The following is a 22537-nucleotide window of genomic DNA, read 5'->3' on the forward strand; positions in this document are numbered from 1 at the left end:
AAACTCCTCAAGCAGGCCCCAGCGCCATGCGCCCTGAAGCCGTGGCCTGGCTCGCATGGCGTGTCTCCACCCGGTTGCGCCCTGCGCGCTTGGCGTCGTAGCACGCCATGTCGGCCGCATACAGCACCGAGGGCACGTCCTGCAGACTCGCATCGAGCACCACAAGCCCGATGCTCACCCCCAGCGTGAAGCTGCGCCCCTGGTACGACGGCTCCCAGGCCTGGACCGACGCGCGCAATTGCTCGGCCACGGCCTGGCCGCGTGCCAGCGCGCAGCCGGGCAGCACCACCGCAAACTCGTCGCCGCCCAGCCGCGCGGCCCAGCCGATCTGGCGCACCTGGGATTCGAGCAAGCGGGCCACGTGGCGCAGCACATCGTCGCCGGCGTCATGGCCGGCGATGTCATTGACCACGGTGAAATGGTCCAGGTCCAGAAACAGCACCACGCCGTCCCCGGCAATTTCGCTGCTCTGTGCATCCGGCGCACGCGGGCGCGCCGAGCGTTCGGCCAGCAGCAGGCCCAGGCGCTCGTCAAAGGCATTGCGGTTGTAGAGCCGCGTCAGCGCATCGTGCGTGCGCTCCCACGCCTGCTGCATCTGCGCCTCGCGCGCTGCGGTGATGTCCTCCAGGATCCAGACGGTGCCGCCCTCCATCTCGTCGCGCCGGACGCCACGGCCCTGCACACGGGCCCACACGGGCGAGCCGTCCTTGCGCATGAAGCAGACATCGCCATCGAAGACGCCATGTGCGGCAAACTCGGCCTGCACACGCTCGCCGATGCGGTCGTATTCGGCATCGTTGGCATACAGGGCGCGGGCGGGGTGGCCTTGCAACTCGCCCTCGGTGTAGCCCAGCATCAGGCAGGCCTGGCGGCTCACCACCTCCAGGATGCCATGGCGCGAGATGACGATGCCCACGGAGGCGCTGTCCAGCACGGCCTGGAACTGCCCATCCAGCGTGGCCTTGTGCTGTTGCTGCAGGCTGCCCTGCTGCACCATGCCCTGGAACATGCGCACCAGTTCGCCCACCTCGCCGCCCGCACGTGGCCAAGCGATGTGGTCCTGCAGCGGGCCAGGCCGCGCGCCACGCCGCAGCATCTGGCGGGCACTGTGGGTGAGCTGTGCCAACGGCTGCGCCATCCAGGCCATGAGCACGGCCACGAGCAGCATGCACAGCGCCATGCTGGCAGCAGCCAGCCACCAGGCTTCACGTTGCGCTCCCTGCAGCGGCGCTAGCAGCGCCTGCGAGGGGCTGACCCGCGCCACGATCCACTGCGGCAGCGGCATGCCCGCCATGCTGACGATGTGCTGGGCCTCCAGATGGGTCGTCCCCCGCCCCACCACGGGCTGTGCCTGGTCCAACCAGCGGCTGTAAACGGGCGCAAGCCCCGCCTCATCGCTCACCTTGCCCATGATGCGCGCCGGGTCCGAATGCGACAGGATGGTGCCGTCGCGCGTGAAAACGAGAAGCCGCGAATCATCGCGCGCCGGCAGCGTCATGGACGGCGGCAGCAGCCCCTGCGACTGCAGGCGCAACGCGCCGGCCACCACGCCCAGCACGGTGCCATCTTCGCGGTGCAGTGGCATGGTGAACATCACACGTGCATCGCTGGTGCGCCCTGCGATCAGTTCGGACACCAGCGGCTTGCCGTCGATGAGGGTGCGGCGCAACGCATCGCGCTCGGCCGGGTCCAGGTTGGAGGCCTTGTCCAGTCGCCCCCCCCGCAGGTTCAACCGCAGTTCGCCGTTGTCGCGGGCCACCTGCATCGCATCAAAGAATTGCACGGCAGGCAGGCCCTGCTGCAGCAGCCATTCCAGGGTGGAGGGAGATTCGAGCATGCCCGGTGTGATGCCAGCGGCCACGGTGCGCAGCACCTTCTGGCTCTGTTCGATCTTGCTGGCGAGCAGGCGGGCGACCACCTCCACCTCATCCGTCTGCTGGCTGACGACGCGCCGCATGGCCTCCTGCCCCGAAGCGCGCGTGACCAACCACGCCGACACCGCCCCGGACAACCCCACGGCCAGCACCGCCACCAGCACCAGCCGCAGCACCAACGCCCCAGGCATCCACCAGCCCGGTGCGTCCTGTGGCGGCACGGGGTGGGTCGGGGGCGTCATGGACACTCCGCGCGGGGGGCGCCAAGCGGGCGCAGTAAGGTGGCGTTGGGCATGGGGACAGGTCAAACCGGACAGGTCCCAACAAATATACGCAGCCCCTGCAGCCCGGGGCTTGGGTGGAACCCTCAGTGAAACCCAAGGACAAACCCTGACAAGGACGCCCCCCTGAGCCGCTGCGCGGCTTCTCCCTGAGGGGGACGCACCCAGTGGCCTGGCAAAGCCAGTTCCACGGGTGCGCTGGCGGGCAGCGCGCCAGTAGCGAGGGCGGTGCGCGCTATTTTTCGCGCGGCGCCGAAGCCATCCACGCTGGGTTCAGTTCAGCAACCGGCCATGGACTGCAGCGCCCGGGGCTGGGGCAGGTTCAGGACGTTGCCCGTCCCGTGGATGAGGCCCAGCTCCCGCAGATGGCGCAGCACGCGCGAGAAGGTCTCGGGGGCGATGCCGAGTTGCGCCGCAATCAGGCGCTTGCGCTGGTGCAGCGTGACCTGCATGGTGCCGCTGTGGTCGGGCTCGGCATGTTTGAGAAGCCACTGCGCGCAGCGCGATTCGGCATCCTGCGCAAGGCGGCTCACCGCCAGCTCGGACTGCTGGCGGTAACCCTGCGCCATGTCGAGCAACAGGCCCCGGGCACCCGCCGGCATTTCTGCGAGGCTGCGGCGGAACTCCTCAATCGGCAGGCGACGCACCTGCACGCGGGTGTCGGCCACCATGTCCACCGGCAGCGGCATGCCCATCAGGGCCGACGCGGCGTCCAGCCAGAACGGCCCTTCCACGGCCCCCAATTGGTGGCGCAGGTAGCCATCGTCCAGCACGCCGCGCAGCACGCGGCCACTTTCCAGGTGCAGCACGGATGTCAGCACCTCGTTGCGCCTGCGCAGCACTTCACCGGCGGCAAGGACCTCGGTTTCGGCGGGCAGTGAGAAATAGGTAGAGGGCAGCATGGAACGGACTGTGCCGCGCCCCGGCACGCCGGGCATTGAGCAAGATCAAACCGCGCCCTCACGGCAGCGCCGCACCGCCCGGGGATTGCGCCAACGCACAGAAAGCCGCAGGAGCGCCCTCTTCACCCCCAACCCAGCAAAAGGATGGAGCAGCCATTCGAAACAGTATGTAACCAGGTTGTCACACCCCGCCGGTATGGTGGACACCTTGCCCAGAGACCACCGACCCACCGTGACGCACAACCCCCCTTGGAGCCGACTGGAGGCCATGATGGCCTTGTTGTCCCCGGCTGCGCGCCATGGCACGGGGCCCCTGGCACAACTCATGCGCGCAGGGGGATTGCACTGCGTTTTTCAGCCCCTCGCCGATCTGCGCGAAGGCAGTGTGTACGCCCATGAAGCCCTGATCCGGGGACCGCAGGACACCCCTTTACATACCCCCGATGCCTTGCTGGAGCTGGCCCGGAGCGAACACATCCTGCAGGACTTCGAGCTGCTGTGCGTGTTCACCGCCCTGCAGCAGTGGGGCGAGCAGGAGGCCCCAGGCCGCGTGTTCGTGAATATCAGCGCCGACGCGCTGGTGCACGGCGTGGCCCTGGTGGGCGCACCGATGCTGGGGGAGACGGTGCGCAGCTTTGGCGTGAGCGCCCGCATGCTGGTGCTGGAGATCACCGAACACGAACGCGTGACCGACATGCCCCAGCTGCGCCAGGCCATCAAGGCCGTGCACGCCTGCGGCGCGCGCATGGCGCTCGATGACTTTGGCGACGGCCGCTCCAGCCTGCGACTGTGGTCCGAGGTCAAGCCCGACTTCGTGAAGATCGACAAGTATTTCATCCGCGACATCAGCAACCAGCCCGAGAACCTGCAGATGCTGCAGGCGATCAAGGGCATCGCCCATGTGTTTGGCACCAAGCTGATTGCCGAAGGCATCGAGACGCGCGACGACCTGCGCGCACTGCGCGACCTGGACGTTCCTTACGGCCAGGGATGGCTGCTGGGCCGCCCGGCCAGGGCGCCGCGCGAGGCCGTCGATGGCCCCGCGCTGGACGTGATGCAGGACCGCCGCGTGGCCGTGCTGCCCTACCTGGGCCAGACGGCACGCCCCGGCATTCTGCGCAGCCTGCTGGTGGTGCAAGCCCCCACGGCCGCGCCCGCCACCAGCAACGATGCGGTGGCCGCGATCTTCCACCAGCACACCGACCTGCATGCACTGGCCGTGGTCGATGGCACCCGCCCCGTGGCGCTCATCAACCGCCAGCAGTTCATGAACCACTACGCCACGCTGTACTTCCGCGAAGTGCACGGCCGCAAATCGTGCCTGGCATTTGCCAACCATGCACCGCGCGTGGTCGAGCTGGACTGCGATGTGGACCAGCTCGTGGGCATCCTCACCTCGCAGGACCAGCGCTACCTGAACGACGGCTACATCGTCACCGACAACGGCCGCTACCTGGGCCTGGGCACGGGCGACCAGCTGGTGCGCGCCGTGACCGAGACCCGCATCGAAGCCGCGCGGCACGCCAACCCGCTGACCTTTCTGCCCGGCAACATTCCCATCAGCCTGCACATGCAGCGCCTGCTGGAAAGCGGCACCGAGTTTGTGGCCTGCTATGCCGACCTGAACAACTTCAAGCCCTTCAACGACCACTACGGCTACTGGCGCGGCGACCAAATGATCCGACTGGTGGCCCGCCTGGCCACGGCGCACTGCGACGCGCGGCGCGACTTCGTGGGCCATGTGGGGGGCGATGATTTCATGCTGGTCTTCCAGAGCAGCAACTGGCTGCAGCGCTGCAAGAACATCGTGGATGAATTCGCACGCGAGGCCGTCACGCTGTTTGACGACGGCGCCCGGCTGGCGGGCGGCATTCACGCTGAAGACCGGCATGGCGTGCGGCGGTTCTTTCCATGCACCACGTTGGCCGTCGGTGCCGTGCGCATCACGCCCGGGCGCTTCCGGCACGCCGAAGAAGTGGCCAACCTGGCCGCCGTGGCTAAACACGAGGCCAAGCAGGCAGCGACCGGGGTGGTGCTGCACGGTGGGTTTACTGAATCCGCCCTGGGCGCACTGGCTGCTACGCGGGCGTTGCAGGATGTGCTGGCGGCGTAAGGGGGTGGAGGGAGTGGCCTAGGTTCAGTCAGGTACAGGGGCTGGGCGATCCACGCTGCAAGCCAGTTCGCCTCGGCCCCAAGCGCGCCTAGGAGCGCCGCCCCATCTGTTCATGGGTTCTGTGCGCGGCTCGAATTGGAGGTGCGGTCACTTTGCCTCTCAGCTTCGCAAGCTATAGTTTGTCCGGCTGCAGCAAGCGTGTTTCGCAGAATTTTTGAACGCAAAGCCCGAAGGCTACGAGCTCCTCCACGACCCCAAATCTGAACGCAGAGGTGATGATGAAATTGAAGGCCCCATCTATCAATCCAGCGTTTGGCTAGCCTTCGGAAATGGCAGCATCCAGCCCCACCAAGCTGCTCTTGAGCGTTGGATTGGAAAACGGGTCCGAGAGCAGGGAATAGCTCAAACCACAAACACCATGCCCATCGCATCCCGTGAGTTCCATCATCACGGCGGCTTTGGTCCCTATGGTTTCTGGCCTGCGCGATTGGAGGCGTATTCGATTCAGCGTGTTACTTCGGAAATCCGTCGTGAAGAAAGCGTCTGACCCTGCAGTCGGGCGGGACAGCCACCAGCTGCGCTTGTGGTTCCCTCCCCTTCGCTCCGGCTGCCCCTCACTTCCACATTAGGCCGCAAACCAACCTATGTCTGTCCCCCCACACCTTCTCCCATTCTGGAACGAGTTCCTGCTTGCCACAGGGACCGCCGATCACGGCCGCTACTACGACGTCTGCATCTTTGGCGACAGCGAGAAGCTTGCCAACGAACTGGCCGACCTGGTGCTGCGCGGCGTCAAGCGTGCAACCGCAGGCTCGTTGTGGTCCTATGAAGATCAGGGGATACGGCCCCCAAGGCCGGGAGACCTCAGCATAGTCACAGCCTGGTCAGGCCAGCCGCTCTGCATCATCGAGACGCAAGCCGTCGATGTCGTGCCCTACAACGAAGTCACCGCAGAATTCGCCGCCGTTGAAGGTGAAGGCGACGGGTCTCTCGCCTACTGGCTTGAAGGCCATCGACGGTACTTCGAGCAGGAGTGCACCAGCGCCGGGCGACAGTTTGACGAGAGGATGTTGCTCGCCTGTGAGAAATTCAAAGTCATCTATCAACTTCGGCCAAGTACGGCCTGACCCGCCGTTGGGCAACACGGAGTCCGTTTTCATGCATACCAACCATGGCTCAGTCACACTGCGCCTCATGACCGAGCAGGACCTTCCCATGCTCCATGACTGGCTGAACCGGCCTCACATCGTGGAGTGGTGGGGCGGAGAAGAAGCACGGCCGACACTCGCTGAAGTGCAGCAGGAGTACCTGCCAAGCGCTCTGGCGAAAGAGTCTGTCACGCCATACATCGCCATGCTGGACAACGAACCGATGGGGTACGCGCAGTCATATGTCGCACTCGGAAGTGGTAGCGGGTGGTGGGAAGATGAAACCGATCCTGGAGTCCGTGGAATAGACCAATCCCTGGCAGATCCATCGCAGCTGGGGAAAGGCATTGGAACCAAGCTGGTTCGGGCGCTTGTTGAGATGCTGTTCAAAGACCCTGAGGTAACCAAGATTCAGACCGACCCTTCTCCGGACAACCTTCGAGCAATCCGCTGCTACGAGAAGGCGGGGTTCATGCCGCAGCAGACGATAGACACCCCAGATGGGCCGGCTGTGTACATGGTTCAAACACGGCGGGCATTCGAGCTGGCGCGCGGTGCTGTCTAACCCCCCAATGCGACCCATCCTGAATTTCGCAAAAGCCATCGCGCTTGCGAGCGTCCTCGCAAACCTGGTCGCCTGTACCACGGCCGAGCCAGCAGGTGAGTTCAGCACAGCCCTCGGCAAGCTGGTTCGATCCGAGACAGTCCATGAGGTAGATCTGGCAAACGTACTCCCACTGGACTGGGATGAACTGTTCGCCTTTGGCCCGTACTCAACCCGCGAGAGCAACTGCCAGACGTTGCAACTTGGCTGGCTCCAATGCCGCATGACGCTGCCTGCCGAAGTGAATGAAGGCGAATTCGTCCTGGTCTTCCGATCAAGCTCCAAAGTCGTGCACGTGGAGCACCATCGGAGGTGGAATGGTGACTTCAGTTCGCAGGCGAGTCCGCGGCCCCAACCGATACTCCGTTCAGCTGCAAAGTTCTCTGTCAGGGCGGTGTCCAACCGGGCGCCAGGGGGTGAGCAGTGGTACCAACTTGAGCATCAGGCCCATGACTGAGCACCTGCACTGACGAGGCCCAAGCCTCATGTCAAACGCCAGGCGTCACAAAAGAACCCCGCAACTTCTCACGCTGCACCACCCATGAACGAAGCCGAAATCGCCTCAGGCCTGCCGGTCACACCACACTATCAGTACGCGCAGTGCGTAGGAAGCCAGCTCTTCCTTGCAGGCCAGGTGCCGCAAGCCTCCGATGGCTCGATCGTGGCGCCCGGTGATCCGTTCGCCCAGGCATCACAGTGCCTGGCGAATCTGAGCAAGGTGCTGGCGGTTCACGGGTTTGCCACGCCAGACATTCGCCGCCTTGTTGTCTACGTCGTCGGCGAGCAGGCCGACCTCTCAGCGGCTTGGGGCGCCGTGACCGCGCATTTTGGCGGGCAAGTGCCTCCGGCAACGCTCCTGGGTGTCGCCCGCCTGGGATTCCCGGGGCAGGTGGTGGAGATCGACGCTACCGTCGTCAAGGGCTAGGTTTCGCTTGAGCGCAGAGTGACGCTGCACTCCGTAACCCTCAAGGCCCCGTGGGCGCCCCTGCCTCGAACCAGCGCTTGACCAGCGCACGCTCGGCATCCGTCATGCCCGTGGCGTTGTTCATGGGCATGAGCTTTTGCACCACCACCTGCTGGTAGACGGCCTGGGCATGCTGCTGGGCCAGCGCGGGCGAATCGAGCCGCAGGTTCTTCATCTGCACCTGCTCGCCGTGGCACATGTAGCAGCGCTGCTCCAGCACAGCCTGCACCGATTTGAAGTCAATTTGGCCGCCTGCGCCCGCTGCGCCTGCCCCGGTAGCTCCTGAAACAGGAGCAACACCGGTAGCTGGCGCAGGGGTGGCCACGGCTGCAACAGCGGCGACGGGTGCCGGGCGCATCCAGGCGATGGCGCCCACGATCACCGCTACGCCCACCAGCGCATAGGGCAGCGGGTTGCCGTTGCGGCCCAGCTTGTAGCCATGGCGCATCACGAAGAACTGGCGGATGGCGGCGCCCGCGAACATCATCAGGATCAGCACCAGCCAATTCTGCGGATGGCTCCAGGTGAAGCTGTAGTGGTTGCTGAGCATCGCAAACAGCACGGGCAGCGTGAAGTAGGTGTTGTGCACGCTGCGCTGCTTGCCGCGTTTGCCGTGGATCGGGTCCACGGGCTCGCCCGCCTTGATCTGCGCGATCACGGTGCGCTGGCCGGGGATGATCCAGAAGAACACGTTGGCGCTCATGGCGGTGGCGATCATGGCACCCACCAGCAGGAAGGCCGCGCGCCCGGCGAACCAGTGGCAGGCCAACCACGAGGCGATGCACACCAGCACCAGCACCAGCGCGCCCACGATGGCGTCGCCGTTTTTCTTCTGTCCAAAAATGCGGCAGATCGCGTCGTAGAGCAGCCAGAACACGACGAAGAATGCGAGCGCCACCACGATGGCTGTGGCGGGCGCCCAGTCCATGCGCGACTTGTCGATGAGGTAGGTGCTGGCGCTGTAGAGGTACGACACGGTGAACAACGCGAAGCCGCTGATCCAGGTGCTGTAGCTCTCCCAGAAGAACCAATGCAGGTGGCCGGGCAGCTTGGGCGGCGAGACGGCGAATTTCACCGGGTGATAGAAGCCGCCGCCGTGCACGGCCCAGAGCTCGCCGCTCACGCCTTGTTTCTTCAAGTCTTCGTCCTCGGGCGGCGTGAGGCTGCTGTCCAAAAAGACGAAGTAGAACGACGAGCCAATCCAGGCGATGGCGGTGATGACGTGGACCCAGCGCAAAAGCAGGTTGGCCCAGTCGAGAAAGTAGCTTTCCATATCTCAACCTTGGCAGCGCGGGCGCGCTGCATTGGACGTGTTTGCGATCTCGCAGGGGATCGCGTTGGAGCGCAATCGGGATGAGTGGACGCTTCGGATGCGCCGCATGGGCTCATGCCCATGCAAGCAGCCGGGGCGTCCAATCGCCCGATTTCGCTTCAACCCTTCGGGCAGTGGTCTTTGCGGGTGGTCTGCGGCGTTGCAGCGCTTGTGGATAGCCGGGCTATCCACTGCGCACCGCGCCTTGCATTCCATCCCGCACAGACCGCTGCGCGACCCCTGAGAGATCACAAACACGTTCTTACAACCTGCTCACCACTGCGGGCGCTCTGAGCAGAAATTGAGGTCGCGCACCTTGGCCAGAAAGAACGTTTCTGGCCGGGGCACCGCTGCGACCCATGAATCGTTGAAAAGTGTATGCAGGATTTGTTCCAGATTCCAGCCCCGATCTTGGGAAGAAAGGGCCGGAATTACCCTCGGTCTGCCTCCTTCAGTGTCTGCAGCAGCTGCGCCGCAACCGCCACTGCGATCACGTCAGGCTCCTTGCCTTCAATGCCGGGGATGCCGATGGGGCAAGTGACCTGCGCCAGCTCGTCCGGTGCAAAGCCGCGCCCATGCAAGCGGTTGGAAAAAGTCGCCCACTTGGTCTTGCTGCCAATCAACCCAATGAAAGGCAGGTCGGCCTGCTCGCGCTGGCGGCGCAGGCAGGCAGCCACCACGTCCAGGTCTTCCGCGTGGCTGAAACTCATAATCAGCACGCGGCTGCCGGGGGCCAGGCGGGGCACGGCCAACTGCACCGGGTCGGAATGTTCGCAGACCACGCCTTGGGGCGCCGGGCTCGGGAAGATGCCGTCCCGGCTGTCGATCCAGGTCAGCGCAAAGGGCAAGGGCGCCAGCACCCGCGCCAGCGCATGGCCCACATGGCCACCACCAAACAGCGCCACGGGGTGTTGGCGCGGGGTCAGCCGCGCGCGCAAACCAGCGGCGGGGGCCAGGTCGGCCGCCGTGAGGCGCTCAAACCCCAGGTGCACCACACCGCCGCAGCACTGCCCCAGTGCCGGGCCCAGCGCAAAACGCATCGGCGACCGGACCTGCGCCGGGCCCGACCCACCACCCAGGCGGCGGCGGGCTTCGGCAATGGCCTGCAGCTCCAGATGGCCACCGCCAATGGTGCCCACAATGCGGTCCGCGAACACCGCCATCCACGCGCCGGGTTCACGCGGGGCCGAGCCTTCGGTAGACTCCACCCTTACCAGACAGGCAGGGGCGGCTGCAAGGCCGTCCAGCAGTAAAAGTACATCAGTCAATCCAGATCCTTCACGCCATCAAGGGTCGTCCGCCCTGCGGGGCCTCGTTCCAGTCCACAGAAGCCACCATGCCGCCCACCCCCACCGAGCGCTCTTCCAGCCACCGCAGCCACTGGCTGCTTGCCGGACTCATGGCCGCCGTTGCAGCGCTGGTGGCGGCCTGCAAGTCGGCCCCCGAGCCCCCGGCCCCTGTGCAGGACAGCACCATGCCCAGCACGGAACCCCCAAGCGTCAAGGGGCCTGTGCCCGCCACCGCAGGCTCGGCCCGCGCGTCTGCAGCCAGCACCGCACGCGCCTACCGGCAGGATGCAGCCACCCACCTGTACGGCCTGAACGCGCAGCGCGTGTTCAAGGGCAAGCTGCCGCCCATGCTGTATGCCATCGGCGTGCTGGAGGTCGATATCGATCGCACCGGCAAGGTCACGCGCCTGCGCTGGATGCGTGCCCCGCGCCATGCGCCCGAGGTGGTGGCCGAAATCGAGCGCACCGTGCGCGCTGCAGCGCCCTTCCCGGCGCCCACGCGCATGGGCAAGGTCACCTACACCGACACTTGGCTGTGGGACAAAAGTGGGCATTTTCAGCTCGACACGCTCACCGAAGGGCAGCTTTAAGTACATCCCCCTGAGACGCTTCGCGCCCTACGAGCCGCGGTAGGTCGAATAGCTCCAAGGGCTCACCAGCAACGGCACGTGGTAGTGCTGGTCGGCATGCGCAATGCCGAAGTCCAGGCTCACCTGGTTCAGAAAATTGGGCTCGGGCAGTTGCACGCCCCGGGCCTTGAAGTAGCCCGCCACATCAAAACGCAGCCGGTAGGTGCCGGTGCGCAGGCTGACGTTGTCGAACAGCGGCGCATCGGTGCGGCCGTCGTGGTTCAACACCAGGCGCTTGATCAGCGTGGCGCTGTCACCCTCGGTGGAGTACAGCGTCACCTCCATGCCAGCGGCGGGGCAGCCGTTCATGGTGTCGAGAACGTGGGTGCTCAATCCCATAGGGAATCTCCTGAAACGGGTTTACAGCCGATCGGCGAGGATTGCCAGACCGCAGCGTGTAGACCAAAAGTGTATACACTTTTCGCCATTCCAACGTATCATGACACCATGGAATCCTCATCCACCAGTGCAATTGTCGACGCGTTGACGCGTGCCATCGTAGAGCACCGCCTGCAGCCGGGCACCAAGCTGGCCGAGCAGAAGCTCGCCGACCATTTCGGCGTGTCGCGCACGCTGGTGCGCCAGGCGCTGTTCCAGCTGGCGCAGAACCGGCTCGTGACGCTGGAGCCCGCGCGCGGCGCGTTCGTGTCCACCCCGTCGGTGGAAGAAGCCCGCCAGGTGTTTGCCGTGCGCCGCATGCTCGAAACCGAAATGACGCGCGCCTTTGTGCAAACCGTGACCCCTGCCAAGATCAAGGCCCTGCGCGCCCATGTGGCCAGTGAGAAGGCCGCCATGGGCACGGCCGACGCGAGCAGCCGCACCGAGCTGCTCGGCGACTTTCACGTGCGCATGGCCGAACTCATGGGCAATGAGGTACTGGCGCAGATGCTGGGCGACCTGATCTCGCGCTGCGCGCTCATCACGCTGATGTACCAGTCGGCCAGCGCCGCCGAGCATTCCCACGAGGAGCATGGCGACATCGTGGCCGCCCTGGCCGCGCGCGACGAGGCCCTGGCCGTCTCCCTCATGCAGGCCCACCTCGAACATGTGGAAGCCAGCCTGACCTTCGACCGTAAGCGCCCGGCCAGCGACCTGGCCGCCGCGCTCAGCGCGTGACATCCCCGTCCGTGACATGACCCCTTGAATCCCCGATGCCCATGATCTACGACTCCACCCAGCCCTACCCCCGCGACCTTATCGGCTACGGCAAGACCCCGCCCCACGCGCAGTGGCCGGGCGGCGCGCGCATTGCCGTGCAGTTCGTGCTCAACTACGAAGAAGGCGGCGAGAACGCCGTGCTGCACGGCGATGCGGGCAGCGAGCAGTTCCTGTCCGAAATGTTCAACCCCGCGAGCTACCCCGAGCGGCACATGAGCATGGAAGGCATCTACGAATACGGCTCGCGCGCTGGCGTGTGGCGCATCCTGCGCGAGTTCGAAAAGCGCAAGCTGCCGCTCACGGTGTTCGGTGTGTCGAGCGCACTGCAGCGCCACCCCGAGCTGACCCAGGCCTTCGTGCAGCTGGGTCACGAGATCGCCTGCCACGGCCTCAAGTGGATCCACTACCAGCACATCCCCGAAGAGGTCGAGCGCGCCCATATGGCCGAGGCGATGGAGATCATCGAACACATGACCGGGCACCGGGCCTTGGGCTGGTACACCGGCCGTGACAGCCCCAACACCCGCCGCCTGGTGGCCGACTTTGGCGGCTTCGAATACGACAGCGACTACTACGGCGACGACCTGCCGTTCTGGATGGACGTGAAAAAGAGCAACGGAGCCACCGTGCCCCAGCTCATCGTTCCGTACACGCTGGACTGCAACGACATGCGCTTTGCGCTGCCGCAGGGCTACTCGCACGCCGACCCGTTCTATCAGTACATGAAAGACACCTTCGACGCGCTGTACGCCGAAGGTGACCCTGCGGGCGACAACGCACCCAAGATGATGAGCATTGGCATGCACTGCCGCCTGCTGGGCCGCCCTGGCCGCATCACAGCGCTGCAGCGTTTCCTGGACCATATCCAGCAGCACAGCGACGTGTGGGTGTGCCGCCGCATCGACATCGCGCGCCACTGGAAACAGGCGCACCCCTACCCTTCTCAGAAAGCAGGCTGACACCATGGCCATCGCCCTGACCCTGGAACAACTCAACACCGCCAGCCCTGCCGAGGCCCTGCAGCTGCTGGACGGCCTGTACGAACACTCGCCCTGGATCGCCGAGCAGGCGCTGGCCCAGCGCCCCTTCCGCTCGCAGGCTCACCTGCAGCATGCGCTGGCCCAGGTGGTGCGCTCGGCGGGCCAGGACGCGCAGCTCGGGCTGATCCGCGCCCACCCCGAACTCGCGGGCAAGGCCATGGTGGCGAAGAATCTCACGGCCGAATCCACCAACGAGCAGAGCAAGGCGGGCCTCACGCAGTGCACGCCCGAGGAGTTCGCACGCATCCAGGCGCTCAACGCCGCATACAACGAGCGCTTCGGCTTCCCCTTCATCCTGGCGGTGCGCGGTCCGCGTGGCACGGGCCTGGCCAAGCAGGAAATCATCGACACCTTTGCCCGGCGCCTGGACAACCACCCCGAGTTCGAGCTGGCCGAAGCCCTGCGCAATATCCACCGCATCGCCGAGATCCGCCTGAACGACAAGTTCGCCGCCGAGCCCGTGCTGGGCAACGACGTGTGGGACTGGCAGGAAAAGCTTGCCGAGCACTCCGACCCCGGCTTTGCCGAAAAAGGCCAGCTCACCGTCACCTACCTCACCGACGCGCACCGCGCGTGCGCCCAGCGCATCAGCCACTGGATGCGCGACTGCGGCTTTGACGAGGTGGAGATCGACGCCGTAGGCAATGTGGTGGGGCGCTACCACCCTGCCACAGAAGGCGCGCGTTACCTCATGACCGGCAGCCACTACGACACCGTGCGCAACGGCGGCAAGTACGACGGCCGACTGGGCATCTTCGTGCCCATGGCCTGCGTGCGCGAGCTGCACCGCGCCGGCAAACGTCTGCCTTTCGGCATCGAGGTGGTGGGTTTTGCCGAAGAAGAAGGCCAGCGCTACAAGGCCACCTTTCTGGGCTCGGGCGCGCTCATTGGCGACTTCAACCCCGCCTGGCTCGACCAGAAGGACGTGGACGGCGTGACCATGCGCGCGGCCATGCAGCATGCGGGCTTGTGCATCGACGACATTCCCAAACTGCAGCGTGACCCCGCGCAGTACCTGGGCTTCATCGAGGTGCACATCGAGCAGGGCCCGGTGCTCAATGAGCTGGACCTGCCCCTGGGCGTGGTCACCTCCATCAACGGCAGCGTGCGGTTTCTGTGCGAGATGATTGGCACGGCCAGCCACGCGGGCACCACCCCCATGGACCGGCGCCGCGACGCAGCCGTGGCCGTGGCGGAACTGGCGCTGTATGTGGAGCAGCGTGCGGCGCAGGACGGCGACTCGGTGGGCACCATCGGCCAGCTGCAGGTGCCTGCAGGCTCCATCAACGTGGTGCCCGGCCGCTGCCAATTCAGCCTCGACCTGCGCGCGCCCACCGATGCGCAGCGTGATGCGCTGGTGAGCGACGTGAAGGAGCAGCTTGCCAAAATCGCCGCCCGCCGCGGCCTACGCTACACGCTGGAAGAATCCATGCGCGCCGCCGCTGCGCCCAGCGCGCCCGCCTGGCGGCACCACTGGGAGCGCGCTGTGGACACGCTGGGCGTGCCCGTGTTCCGCATGCCCAGCGGGGCGGGACACGATGCGATGAAGCTCCATGAAATCATGCCCCAAGCCATGCTCTTCGTGCGCGGGCTGAACTCCGGCATCAGCCATAACCCGCTCGAATCCACCACCAACAACGACATGCAGCTGGCCGTGGACGCCTTCACCCAGGTGCTGCGCCAACTTGCAGAGGAACAACAACCATGACCACCCACAACAACAACTACGCAGCGCTGGACGCCTGGATCGACCAGCACTTCGACGAGGAAGTGCGCTTTCTGCAGGCCCTGGTGCGCGTACCCACCGACACGCCACCCGGCAACAACGCCCCCCACGCCGAGCGCACGGCCGAGCTGCTGACCGAGTTCGGCTACACCGCCGAGAAGCATGCCGTGCCCGCCGCCGACGTGTTGGCCTACGGCATGGAGTCCATCACCAACCTCATCGTGCGCAGACGGTACGGCGACGGCGGCAAGACCATCGCCCTGAACGCCCACGGCGACGTGGTGCCCCCCGGCGAAGGCTGGACGCACGACCCCTACGGCGCCGAGATCGTCGATGGCGCCATGTATGGGCGCGCCACCGCCGTGAGCAAGAGCGACTTTGCAAGCTTCACCTTCGCGGTGCGCGCGCTGGAAGCCGTCGCCAAGCCCGCGCGGGGCGCGGTGGAACTGCACTTCACCTACGACGAGGAATTCGGCGGCGAACTCGGCCCCGGCTGGCTGCTGCAGAAGGGCTTGACCAAGCCCGACCTGATGATCGCCGCCGGCTTCAGCTATGAAGTGGTCACCGCCCACAACGGCTGCCTGCAGATGGAAGTGACCGTGCACGGCAAGATGGCCCACGCCGCCGTGCCCCACACTGGCGTGGACGCACTGCAGGGCGCGGTGCACATCCTGAACGCGCTGTATGCGCAGAACGACGAGTACAAGAAGGTTACGTCCAACGTGGCGGGCATCAAGCACCCGTACCTGAACGTCGGCCGCATCGAGGGCGGCACCAACACCAACGTCGTGCCCGGCAAGGTGATGTTCAAGCTCGACCGCCGCATGATCCCCGAGGAGAACCCGGTGGAGGTGGAAACCGCCATCCGCCGCATCATCGAGCAGGCGGCGGGCGAGCGCGACGGCATCAGCGTGGAGATCAAGCGCCTGCTGCTAGCCAATGCGATGACACCGCTGGCGGGCAACCAGCCGCTGGTGGACGCCATCCAGAAGCATGCGCAGGCCGTGATCGGTGAGCCCGTGCCCGCCGTGGGCACGCCGCTGTACACCGATGTGCGCCTGTATGTGGAGCGCGGCATCCCCGGCGTGATCTACGGCGCGGGCCCACGCACCGTGCTCGAATCGCACGCCAAGCGCGCCGACGAGCGCCTGCAGCTCGAAGACCTGCGCCGCGCCACCAAGGTGATTGCGCGCTCGCTGAGCGACCTGCTCGCCTGATGCGGTTTCGCGCTCAGGCGCTGCGGCGTGCCCGCTGCGCCTGCGTCAACCGCGAAAGCCGCTGCACCAGGGCCGGGTACTGCGATTCGGACGTATTGCCGTAGCCCAGCACCAGGCCGTTGTCTTCGGGCCGTGCGCGCAGGGCAAAGCGTGACAGCGGCGCGGGGGCCATGTCGTAGGCGCGGGCCGCCTCAGCAATCGCCTGGTCGGGGTATTCGGGCGGCAGGCGCACCGTGAGGTGCATGCCGCTGTCACCGCCCAGCACCCCATGTGGCACGGCCAGGTGCTGCGCCAATGCGTCGCGCAACAGCGCCTGTCGGCTGCGGTACAGGCGCCGCATGCGCCCCAAGTGCCGACTGAACTGCCCGCTCTCGATGAACTCCGCCAGCGCCAGCTGTTCGTGGCGATGCCCGCCGCGCAGCGTCTCCCTGAGCAGTGGTGCGGCCACGGCCGCCAGGGCCTGTGGCAGCACCACAAACCCGAGCCGCAATGACGGGAACAGCGTCTTGCTGAACGTGCCCACGTACATCACCTGCGCTTCAGGCACCAGGCCCTGCATGGCACCGATCAACTCGCCCGCATGGCGAAACTCACTGTCGTAGTCATCCTCGATGATCCAGGCGCCACAGGCCTGCGCCTGGCGGATCAGCGCCAGCCTGCGGGCCACGGGCAGCACCCCGCCCGTGGGGTACTGGTGCGACGGCGTGGTGTAGATGAGCCGGGGCGGCGCTGCCGTCCAGGCATCGGCAGGCACCACCAGGCCCGCGCCATCCACCCGCAGGGCTTCGACCTTGAGGTCCCCGCACTGGAAGGCGGTCTGCGCCCCCCGGTAGCCCGGGTCCTCCACCCAGGCCGTGTCACCCGGGTTGGCCACCAGCCGCACACACAGGTTCAGCGCCTCCTGCGCACCTTCGGTGATGACCACCTGCCCTTCCTCGCAGCGCACCCCGCGCGCCACCGCCAGGTGCCGCATGATGGCGCCCCGCAAGGCGGCTTCGCCCGCCGGATTGCCATAGCCCAGGGCCGACACGCCAGATGCCTTGAAGGCGCGGTCAAAACAGCTCTTCCAGGCACTCAAGGGGAACCGCGCCAGCGCTGGCACACCGGGCCTGAAGGCCAGTGTCTCGCCCGCATCGGCAAAACGGCTGACCACCTGCGCGCTGCGTTCGGACAGGCGCGGCGGCACAGCGCGTGCGGGGTCCGCATGGCCCCGGGCACGGCTGCGGTCCAGCGCGGACACCTTGGTGCCCCGGCGGCTCAGCTCGATGTAGCCCTCGGCCCCCAGCTGCTCATAGACCGCTGTCACGCTATTGCGCGAAACGCCCAGGTCCGTCGCCAGATCCCGCGACCCCGGCAGGCGGCAGCCCGAGGGGAAGCGCCCATCCAGGATGGCATTGCGGATGCGGGCCAGGAGCTGGCGCTGCAGCGAGTCGCCCTGCCGGTCGCGTACCAGCGGGGCTTCCAGCAGGACATGGCGGACGGGGTCGATGGCAGGGAGGCGTTGGATCATGGTGGCCTGTGAAAAGCCACCAGATAGCAACCCCGGTGGCACCATCAGATTGTGCATGAGTGGATCTTTTTAACGGTCCACAAGAATCCTAAAGTCACACGCTCGACCTCTCTCTCTTTTGCCCCTTCGACCGCGCAATTCCATGTCCACCTTCATGAATGATTTCGCCCAGCCCATCGGTGCCCCCGCGCCCGGCTGGACACCCCGCCCCCAACCCGCCGGCGTCACCCTGGTGGGCCGCCACTGCCGGCTGGAGCCGCTTCAGGCCGACCGCCACGCGGCCGACCTGGACACGGCCTACCGGCTCGCGCCGGACCCGCGCGCCTGGACCTACATGTTCATCGGCCCATTCGACACGCCCGAGGACTACCACCGCTATGCACAGAGCGCTGCACAGAGTACCGACCCTCGCCACTTCGCCGTGGTGGACAAGGCCACAGGCAAGGCCGTGGGCACCCTGGCGCTGATGCGCATTGATCCCACCCATGGCGCCATCGAGGTCGGAAACGTGATGTTCTCCCCCCTGCTCCAGCAGACCCCCGCCTCCACCGAGGCGCAGTTCCTGCTCATGGCGTATGTGTTCGACACGCTGGGCTACCGCCGCTACGAGTGGAAGTGCGACAGCCTCAACGCCCCTTCGCGGCGCACGGCCGCGCGCCTGGGTTTCCAGTTTGAGGGCATCTTCCGCCAGGCCGTGGTCTACAAGGGCCGCAACCGCGACACCGCCTGGTTTTCCATCATCGACACCGAATGGCCCGGGTTGCGGCAGGTGTTCGAGGCCTGGCTGTCGGACGACAACCAGGATGCACAGGGGCGCCAGCGGCGCTCGCTGACGCAGGTGCGCGAATCACGGGGCCCAGGGGCTTCACAACCACCGCGCTGAAGGCATCGAGGAGTGCGGCGCCGTGCAGCACCTCCTGCACAAAAAGCAGGAATAACGGGCGTGCACTGGGTACATACTCAATCGGCATAACCCGCTGCCCGCACGCAGCGCGTGCCCACCCTACACTTGCCGCGGGCGCCCTTCGCAGGGCCCACCCGCCCTCCCCTTCCTACAGAGCAAAAAACCATCTCAGGAGCATCACCCATGAACATACGACACACGCTGCTGGCCTCCAGCCTGGCGCTGGCGCTGGCCAGCCTCACGGCCTGCGGCAGCACACCCACCACGGCAGCAGCGCCCGCGCCCGCCGTACAGCAGACCGCATCGGCCCAGGCTGCCAGCGCCGCGTACGACTTCGACATGGACGTGTTCCACCCCGTGGTGGCGCGCAACGGCATGGTCGCCACCGAGCAGGAGCTGGCCTCGCAGATCGGCCTGGACATCCTCAAGGCCGGCGGCAACGCGGTGGATGCGGCCGTGGGCATCGGCTTTGCGCTGGCCGTGGCCCTGCCCAATGCGGGCAACCTGGGCGGCGGCGGTTTCATGGTGGTGCACGACGCCAAGACCGGCAAGAGCGTGGCGCTGGACTTCCGCGAAGTGGCGCCCATCAAGGCCACGCGCGACATGTACCTCGATGCCAAGGGCAATGTGGTGGACGGCAAGTCGCTGTACACCCACTACGCCGTGGGCGTGCCCGGCACCGTGGCCGGCATGGAGCATGCGCTCAAGACCTGGGGCACCCTGCCCCTGTCGCGTGTGATTGCCCCCGCCATCGAGTTGGCGGACAAGGGATTCCCGGTCAGCGAGACGCTGGCCAAGATCCTGCAGCAGGAAAAGAAGAACATGGGCAAATGGCCCGCCACCCAGGCCATCTTCTGGAAGAACGGCGAACCCCTGAAGGTGGGCGACCCGCTGGTGCAGAAAGACCTGGCCCAGTCCATGCGCCTGATCGGCCAGCAAGGCGCCAAGGCTTTCTACGAAGGCGAGATCGCCCAGAAGATCGCCGCCGAGATGGCACCGCACGCGGGCGCCATCAGCCTGCAGGACCTGCGCGAGTACAAGGTGGCCGAGCGCGTGCCCACGCGCGGTACCTACCGTGGCTACGAGATCGTGACCATGCCGCCACCCTCCTCCGGCGGCCCGCACCTGGTGCAGATCCTGAACATGCTGGAGCCCCTGCCCCTGGCCCAGTGGGGCCCCAACAGCGCGCAGACCATCCACTACATGGCCGAGAGCATGAAGCTCGCGTACGCCGACCGCGCCGAGTACCTGGGCGATCCGGATTTCGTGAAGATCCCGCTCAAGGGCCTGACCTCCAAGCGCTACGCCGAGTCGCTGGCCAAGGGCATCGACGCCAACACCGCACGCAGCGGCAAGAGCATCAAGCCCGGCCAGCCCCAGCCGTTTGAGAGCGACCAGACCACCCACTACTCGGTGGTGGACAAGGCCGGCAACGCCGTGGCCGTGACGTACACGCTGAACACCAACTTCGGCAGCGGCATCGTGGCCAAGGGCACGGGCATCCTGCTCAACAACGAGATGGACGACTTCTCGGCCAAGCCCGGCGTGGCCAATGCCTACGGCCTGGTCGGTGGCGACGCCAACGCCGTGGCCGCCAAGAAGCGCCCCCTGTCGTCCATGACGCCTACCCTGGTGCTGAAGGACGGCAAGCCCACCCTGGTAACCGGCAGCCCCGGCGGCGCGCGCATCATCACCACGGTGCTGCAGACGGTGGTCAACACCATCGACTTCGGCATGAACCCTGCGGAAGCCGCAGCAGCACCGCGTGTGCACCACCAGTGGACGCCCGACGAACTGCGCGTGGAAAAGGGCCTCTCGCCCGACACACTGGCCCTGCTCAAGCAACGCGGCCACAACATCGCCGTGAAGCCCTCAATGGGCCGCACGCAGACCATCCAGATCCGGGGCGGTGCGCTGTATGGGTACTCGGACCCGCGCAATCCGGATGGGAAGACACTGGGGTATTGATTGCTACTTATTTGATAGCTTCTAGCGCTTGATAGATAAGCGGTAGAAGCCCATTAAACCCAAAATCCCGCTCGCCGAAAGGCCAGCGGGATTTTTCACGCCCGTCGGCGTCAGGCTGGCGATGCCTGCCCGATCTCGAAATTCGCCATCTTCTCCAGCGCCCGCACCATCGCCGAGTGGTCCCACCCCTGACCACCATGCGCCACGCAGGCGTTGAACAGCTCCTGCGCCATCGCCGTGTTGGGCAGCGGCACTCCCAGAGCCCGCGCACTCGACAACGCAAGGTTCAGATCCTTCTGGTGCAGCCCGATGCGAAAGCCCGGCTCGAACCTGCGCTGGATCATGCGCTCGGCATGCACTTCCAGGATCTTCGACGATGCGAAACCGCCCAGCAGCGCCTGGCGCACACGGGCGGGGTCGGCGCCCGCGCGGGCGGCAAAGAGCAGCGCCTCGGCCACGGCTTCGATGTTCAGGGCGACGATGATCTGGTTGGCCACCTTGGCGGTCTGCCCGTCGCCGTTGCCGCCCACCAGGGTGATGTTCTTGCCCAGGCGCTCGAACAGCGGCCGGATGCGGTCGAACACCGCTTCGGGGCCGCCGACCATGATGGACAGCGTGGCGTTCTTCGCGCCCAGTTCGCCGCCCGAAACGGGGGCGTCCAGGTACTGCGCGCCCAGGGCCTCGATGCGCGCCGCAAAGTCCTTGGTGGCCACGGGCGAAATGGAACTCATGTCCACCACCACCTTGCCCACGTTGCCTTTGAGGCCCTGGGCCACACCGTCGGCGCCGAACAGCACCTTCTCCACATCGGGCGTGTCGGGCAGCATCAGGAAGATGATGTCGGCCCGCTCGGCCACGCCGCGCGCGGTGGTGCACTGCGTGGCGCTGCTCTCGGCAATCTGTGGCGCCACACGGCCCCGGGTGTGCACATACAGCTGGTGGCCCGCAGCGATGAGGTGGCCGCATAGGGGCGCGCCCATGATGCCCAGGCCGATGAAACCGAGTTTGAGGGGGGTGTCGGTCATGTTCTTGTTCTCCTTGTGTGGTGGTGATTCGTCGATCCGTGGGTTGTGGCTCATGCGGTCAGCGCCGTGCGCCACCCCAGGCCGATTTCCGTGGTGCGTGCAGGCCGGTACTCGCAACCCACCCAGCCGTCGTATCCGATGCGGTCCAGGTGCGCGAACAGGTAGCGGTAGTTGATCTCGCCCGTGCCCGGCTCGTTGCGGCCGGGGTTGTCGGCCAGCTGCACGTGGCCGATGCGTGGCAGGTGCTTTTGCAGCGTGGCCGCGATTTCGCCTTCGGTGCGCTGCGCGTGGTAGATGTCGTACTGCACATAGGCGTTGCTGGCATCCACTTCGTCCAGGATGGCCAGCGCCTGGTCCGTGCGGGTGAGGTAGAAGCCCGGGATATCGAAGGGGTTGATGGGCTCGATCAGCAGGCGCAGGCCGGCTGCCCTCAGTTCGGTGGCAGCAAAGCGCAGGTTCTCGACCAGGGTGCGGCGCAGCACCGCAGCATCCACCCCTGCAGGTGCCTTGCCCGCCAGGCAGTTGAGCTGCGGCACGCCCAGCGCCTTCGCATAGGTGATGGCGCGGGCCACTCCCGCGCGGAACTCGGCAACGCGATCCGGGTGGCAGGCAATGCCGCGCTCGCCCGCGTCCCAGTCGCCGGCGGGCAGGTTGTGCAGCACGATCTGCAGGTGGTGTGCGTCAATCTGTGCGCGCAGTTCCTCAGGAGTGTGGACGTAGGGGAAGAGGAATTCCACGGCTTCGAATCCGGCGCGGGCAGCGCGCTCGAAGCGGTCGAGGAAAGGCACCTCGGTGAACAGCATGCTGAGGTTGGCAGCAAAGCGGGGCATGGGGAAGTCTCCGTGAAGGTGAATCAAAAAAAGAGGAGCTGGG

Annotated in this window: 21 protein-coding genes; 13 read left to right on the top strand and 8 right to left on the bottom strand. The window is 66.1% G+C overall.

The annotated features are described in order from the left end of the window. Positions 1-7: 7 nt before the first annotated feature. On the bottom strand, positions 8-2116 hold the full coding sequence (locus ASE39_RS18885; protein ID WP_057272161.1) for a diguanylate cyclase: 2109 nt from the start codon (positions 2114-2116) through the stop codon (positions 8-10). 317 nt (positions 2117-2433) lie between these two features. Further along, positions 2434-3057, bottom strand: a complete 624-nt coding sequence (locus ASE39_RS18890; protein ID WP_010461669.1) for a Crp/Fnr family transcriptional regulator — start codon at positions 3055-3057, stop codon at positions 2434-2436. Between the two features lie 268 nt (positions 3058-3325). Between ASE39_RS18890 and ASE39_RS18895 the strand changes: the two genes are divergently transcribed. From ASE39_RS18895 to ASE39_RS18915, 6 genes are all read left to right on the top strand, one after another. Further along, positions 3326-5170, top strand: a complete 1845-nt coding sequence (locus tag ASE39_RS18895; protein WP_082615508.1) for a phosphodiesterase — start codon at positions 3326-3328, stop codon at positions 5168-5170. A gap of 214 nt (positions 5171-5384) precedes the next feature. Further along, positions 5385-5717, top strand: coding sequence for a hypothetical protein (locus tag ASE39_RS26605; RefSeq protein ID WP_140426835.1), 333 nt, complete (start codon positions 5385-5387; stop codon positions 5715-5717). A gap of 97 nt (positions 5718-5814) precedes the next feature. Continuing rightward, on the top strand, positions 5815-6297 hold the full coding sequence (locus ASE39_RS18900; RefSeq protein WP_057272163.1) for an ASCH domain-containing protein: 483 nt from the start codon (positions 5815-5817) through the stop codon (positions 6295-6297). A 31-nt stretch (positions 6298-6328) separates the two neighbouring features. Further along, positions 6329-6883: an AacA4 family aminoglycoside N(6')-acetyltransferase gene (locus ASE39_RS18905; RefSeq protein ID WP_057272322.1), complete on the top strand. Its 555-nt coding sequence runs from the start codon at positions 6329-6331 to the stop codon at positions 6881-6883. Positions 6884-6890: 7 nt separating this feature from the next. Further along, positions 6891-7379, top strand: coding sequence for a hypothetical protein (locus ASE39_RS26820; protein WP_057228654.1), 489 nt, complete (start codon positions 6891-6893; stop codon positions 7377-7379). A gap of 84 nt (positions 7380-7463) precedes the next feature. Next, positions 7464-7847, top strand: coding sequence for a RidA family protein (locus ASE39_RS18915; RefSeq protein WP_057272164.1), 384 nt, complete (start codon positions 7464-7466; stop codon positions 7845-7847). A 40-nt stretch (positions 7848-7887) separates the two neighbouring features. Here the strand turns inward: ASE39_RS18915 and ASE39_RS18920 are convergent, their stop codons facing one another. Then, positions 7888-9159, bottom strand: coding sequence for a urate hydroxylase PuuD (locus ASE39_RS18920; protein WP_057228659.1), 1272 nt, complete (start codon positions 9157-9159; stop codon positions 7888-7890). A gap of 470 nt (positions 9160-9629) precedes the next feature. Next, positions 9630-10466, bottom strand: coding sequence for a xanthine dehydrogenase accessory protein XdhC (xdhC, locus tag ASE39_RS18925; RefSeq protein ID WP_057228661.1), 837 nt, complete (start codon positions 10464-10466; stop codon positions 9630-9632). Positions 10467-10534: 68 nt separating this feature from the next. Here xdhC and ASE39_RS18930 point away from each other — a divergent pair, with 68 nt between their 5' ends. Then, the gene (locus ASE39_RS18930; RefSeq protein ID WP_082606960.1) at positions 10535-11077 is read left to right on the top strand and encodes a hypothetical protein; all 543 of its coding nucleotides are present in this window, start codon (positions 10535-10537) and stop codon (positions 11075-11077) included. A gap of 27 nt (positions 11078-11104) precedes the next feature. Here the strand turns inward: ASE39_RS18930 and uraH are convergent, their stop codons facing one another. Further along, positions 11105-11455 carry a hydroxyisourate hydrolase gene (gene uraH / locus ASE39_RS18935; RefSeq protein ID WP_057228663.1) on the bottom strand — a complete coding sequence of 117 codons (351 nt, stop codon included), beginning with the start codon at positions 11453-11455 and terminating at the stop codon, positions 11105-11107. A 108-nt stretch (positions 11456-11563) separates the two neighbouring features. Between uraH and ASE39_RS18940 the strand changes: the two genes are divergently transcribed. The 4 genes from ASE39_RS18940 to ASE39_RS18955 are packed head-to-tail and all read left to right on the top strand — an operon-like array spanning position 11564 to position 16257. After that, positions 11564-12232: a GntR family transcriptional regulator gene (locus ASE39_RS18940; RefSeq protein ID WP_057228665.1), complete on the top strand. Its 669-nt coding sequence runs from the start codon at positions 11564-11566 to the stop codon at positions 12230-12232. Between the two features lie 41 nt (positions 12233-12273). Further along, positions 12274-13233 (top strand): allantoinase PuuE, encoded by a 960-nt coding sequence (gene puuE / locus ASE39_RS18945; RefSeq protein WP_057272323.1) that lies wholly within the window; start codon positions 12274-12276, stop codon positions 13231-13233. 10 nt (positions 13234-13243) lie between these two features. Further along, positions 13244-15022 (top strand): 2-oxo-4-hydroxy-4-carboxy-5-ureidoimidazoline decarboxylase, encoded by a 1779-nt coding sequence (gene uraD / locus ASE39_RS18950; protein ID WP_057272324.1) that lies wholly within the window; start codon positions 13244-13246, stop codon positions 15020-15022. Further along, on the top strand, positions 15019-16257 hold the full coding sequence (locus tag ASE39_RS18955) for an ArgE/DapE family deacylase (protein WP_057272165.1): 1239 nt from the start codon (positions 15019-15021) through the stop codon (positions 16255-16257). Before uraD ends, ASE39_RS18955 begins: the two co-directional genes overlap by 4 nt. Positions 16258-16270: 13 nt before the next feature. Here ASE39_RS18955 and ASE39_RS18960 read toward each other — a convergent pair whose 3' ends face one another. After that, positions 16271-17767, bottom strand: coding sequence for a PLP-dependent aminotransferase family protein (locus tag ASE39_RS18960; protein WP_057272325.1), 1497 nt, complete (start codon positions 17765-17767; stop codon positions 16271-16273). Between the two features lie 142 nt (positions 17768-17909). Here ASE39_RS18960 and ASE39_RS18965 point away from each other — a divergent pair, with 142 nt between their 5' ends. Both ASE39_RS18965 and ggt read left to right on the top strand, forming a co-directional pair. Next, positions 17910-18650: a GNAT family protein gene (locus ASE39_RS18965; RefSeq protein ID WP_057272166.1), complete on the top strand. Its 741-nt coding sequence runs from the start codon at positions 17910-17912 to the stop codon at positions 18648-18650. Positions 18651-18854: 204 nt separating this feature from the next. Then, positions 18855-20639 carry a gamma-glutamyltransferase gene (ggt, locus tag ASE39_RS18970; protein WP_057272167.1) on the top strand — a complete coding sequence of 595 codons (1785 nt, stop codon included), beginning with the start codon at positions 18855-18857 and terminating at the stop codon, positions 20637-20639. Between the two features lie 110 nt (positions 20640-20749). Here ggt and glxR read toward each other — a convergent pair whose 3' ends face one another. Beyond that, a complete protein-coding gene (glxR, locus tag ASE39_RS18975) occupies positions 20750-21664 on the bottom strand; it encodes a 2-hydroxy-3-oxopropionate reductase (protein WP_057272326.1) in 915 nt (304 codons plus the stop codon). Positions 21665-21714: 50 nt separating this feature from the next. After that, entirely contained in the window at positions 21715-22494 is a 780-nt protein-coding gene (hyi, locus tag ASE39_RS18980; RefSeq protein WP_057272168.1) for a hydroxypyruvate isomerase, read from the bottom strand. Between the last annotated feature and the right edge of the window lie 43 nt (positions 22495-22537).

Origin of the sequence: Acidovorax sp. Root267, from assembly GCF_001429215.1 — a bacterium.
GTDB classification, from domain to species: domain Bacteria; phylum Pseudomonadota; class Gammaproteobacteria; order Burkholderiales; family Burkholderiaceae_C; genus Acidovorax; species Acidovorax radicis.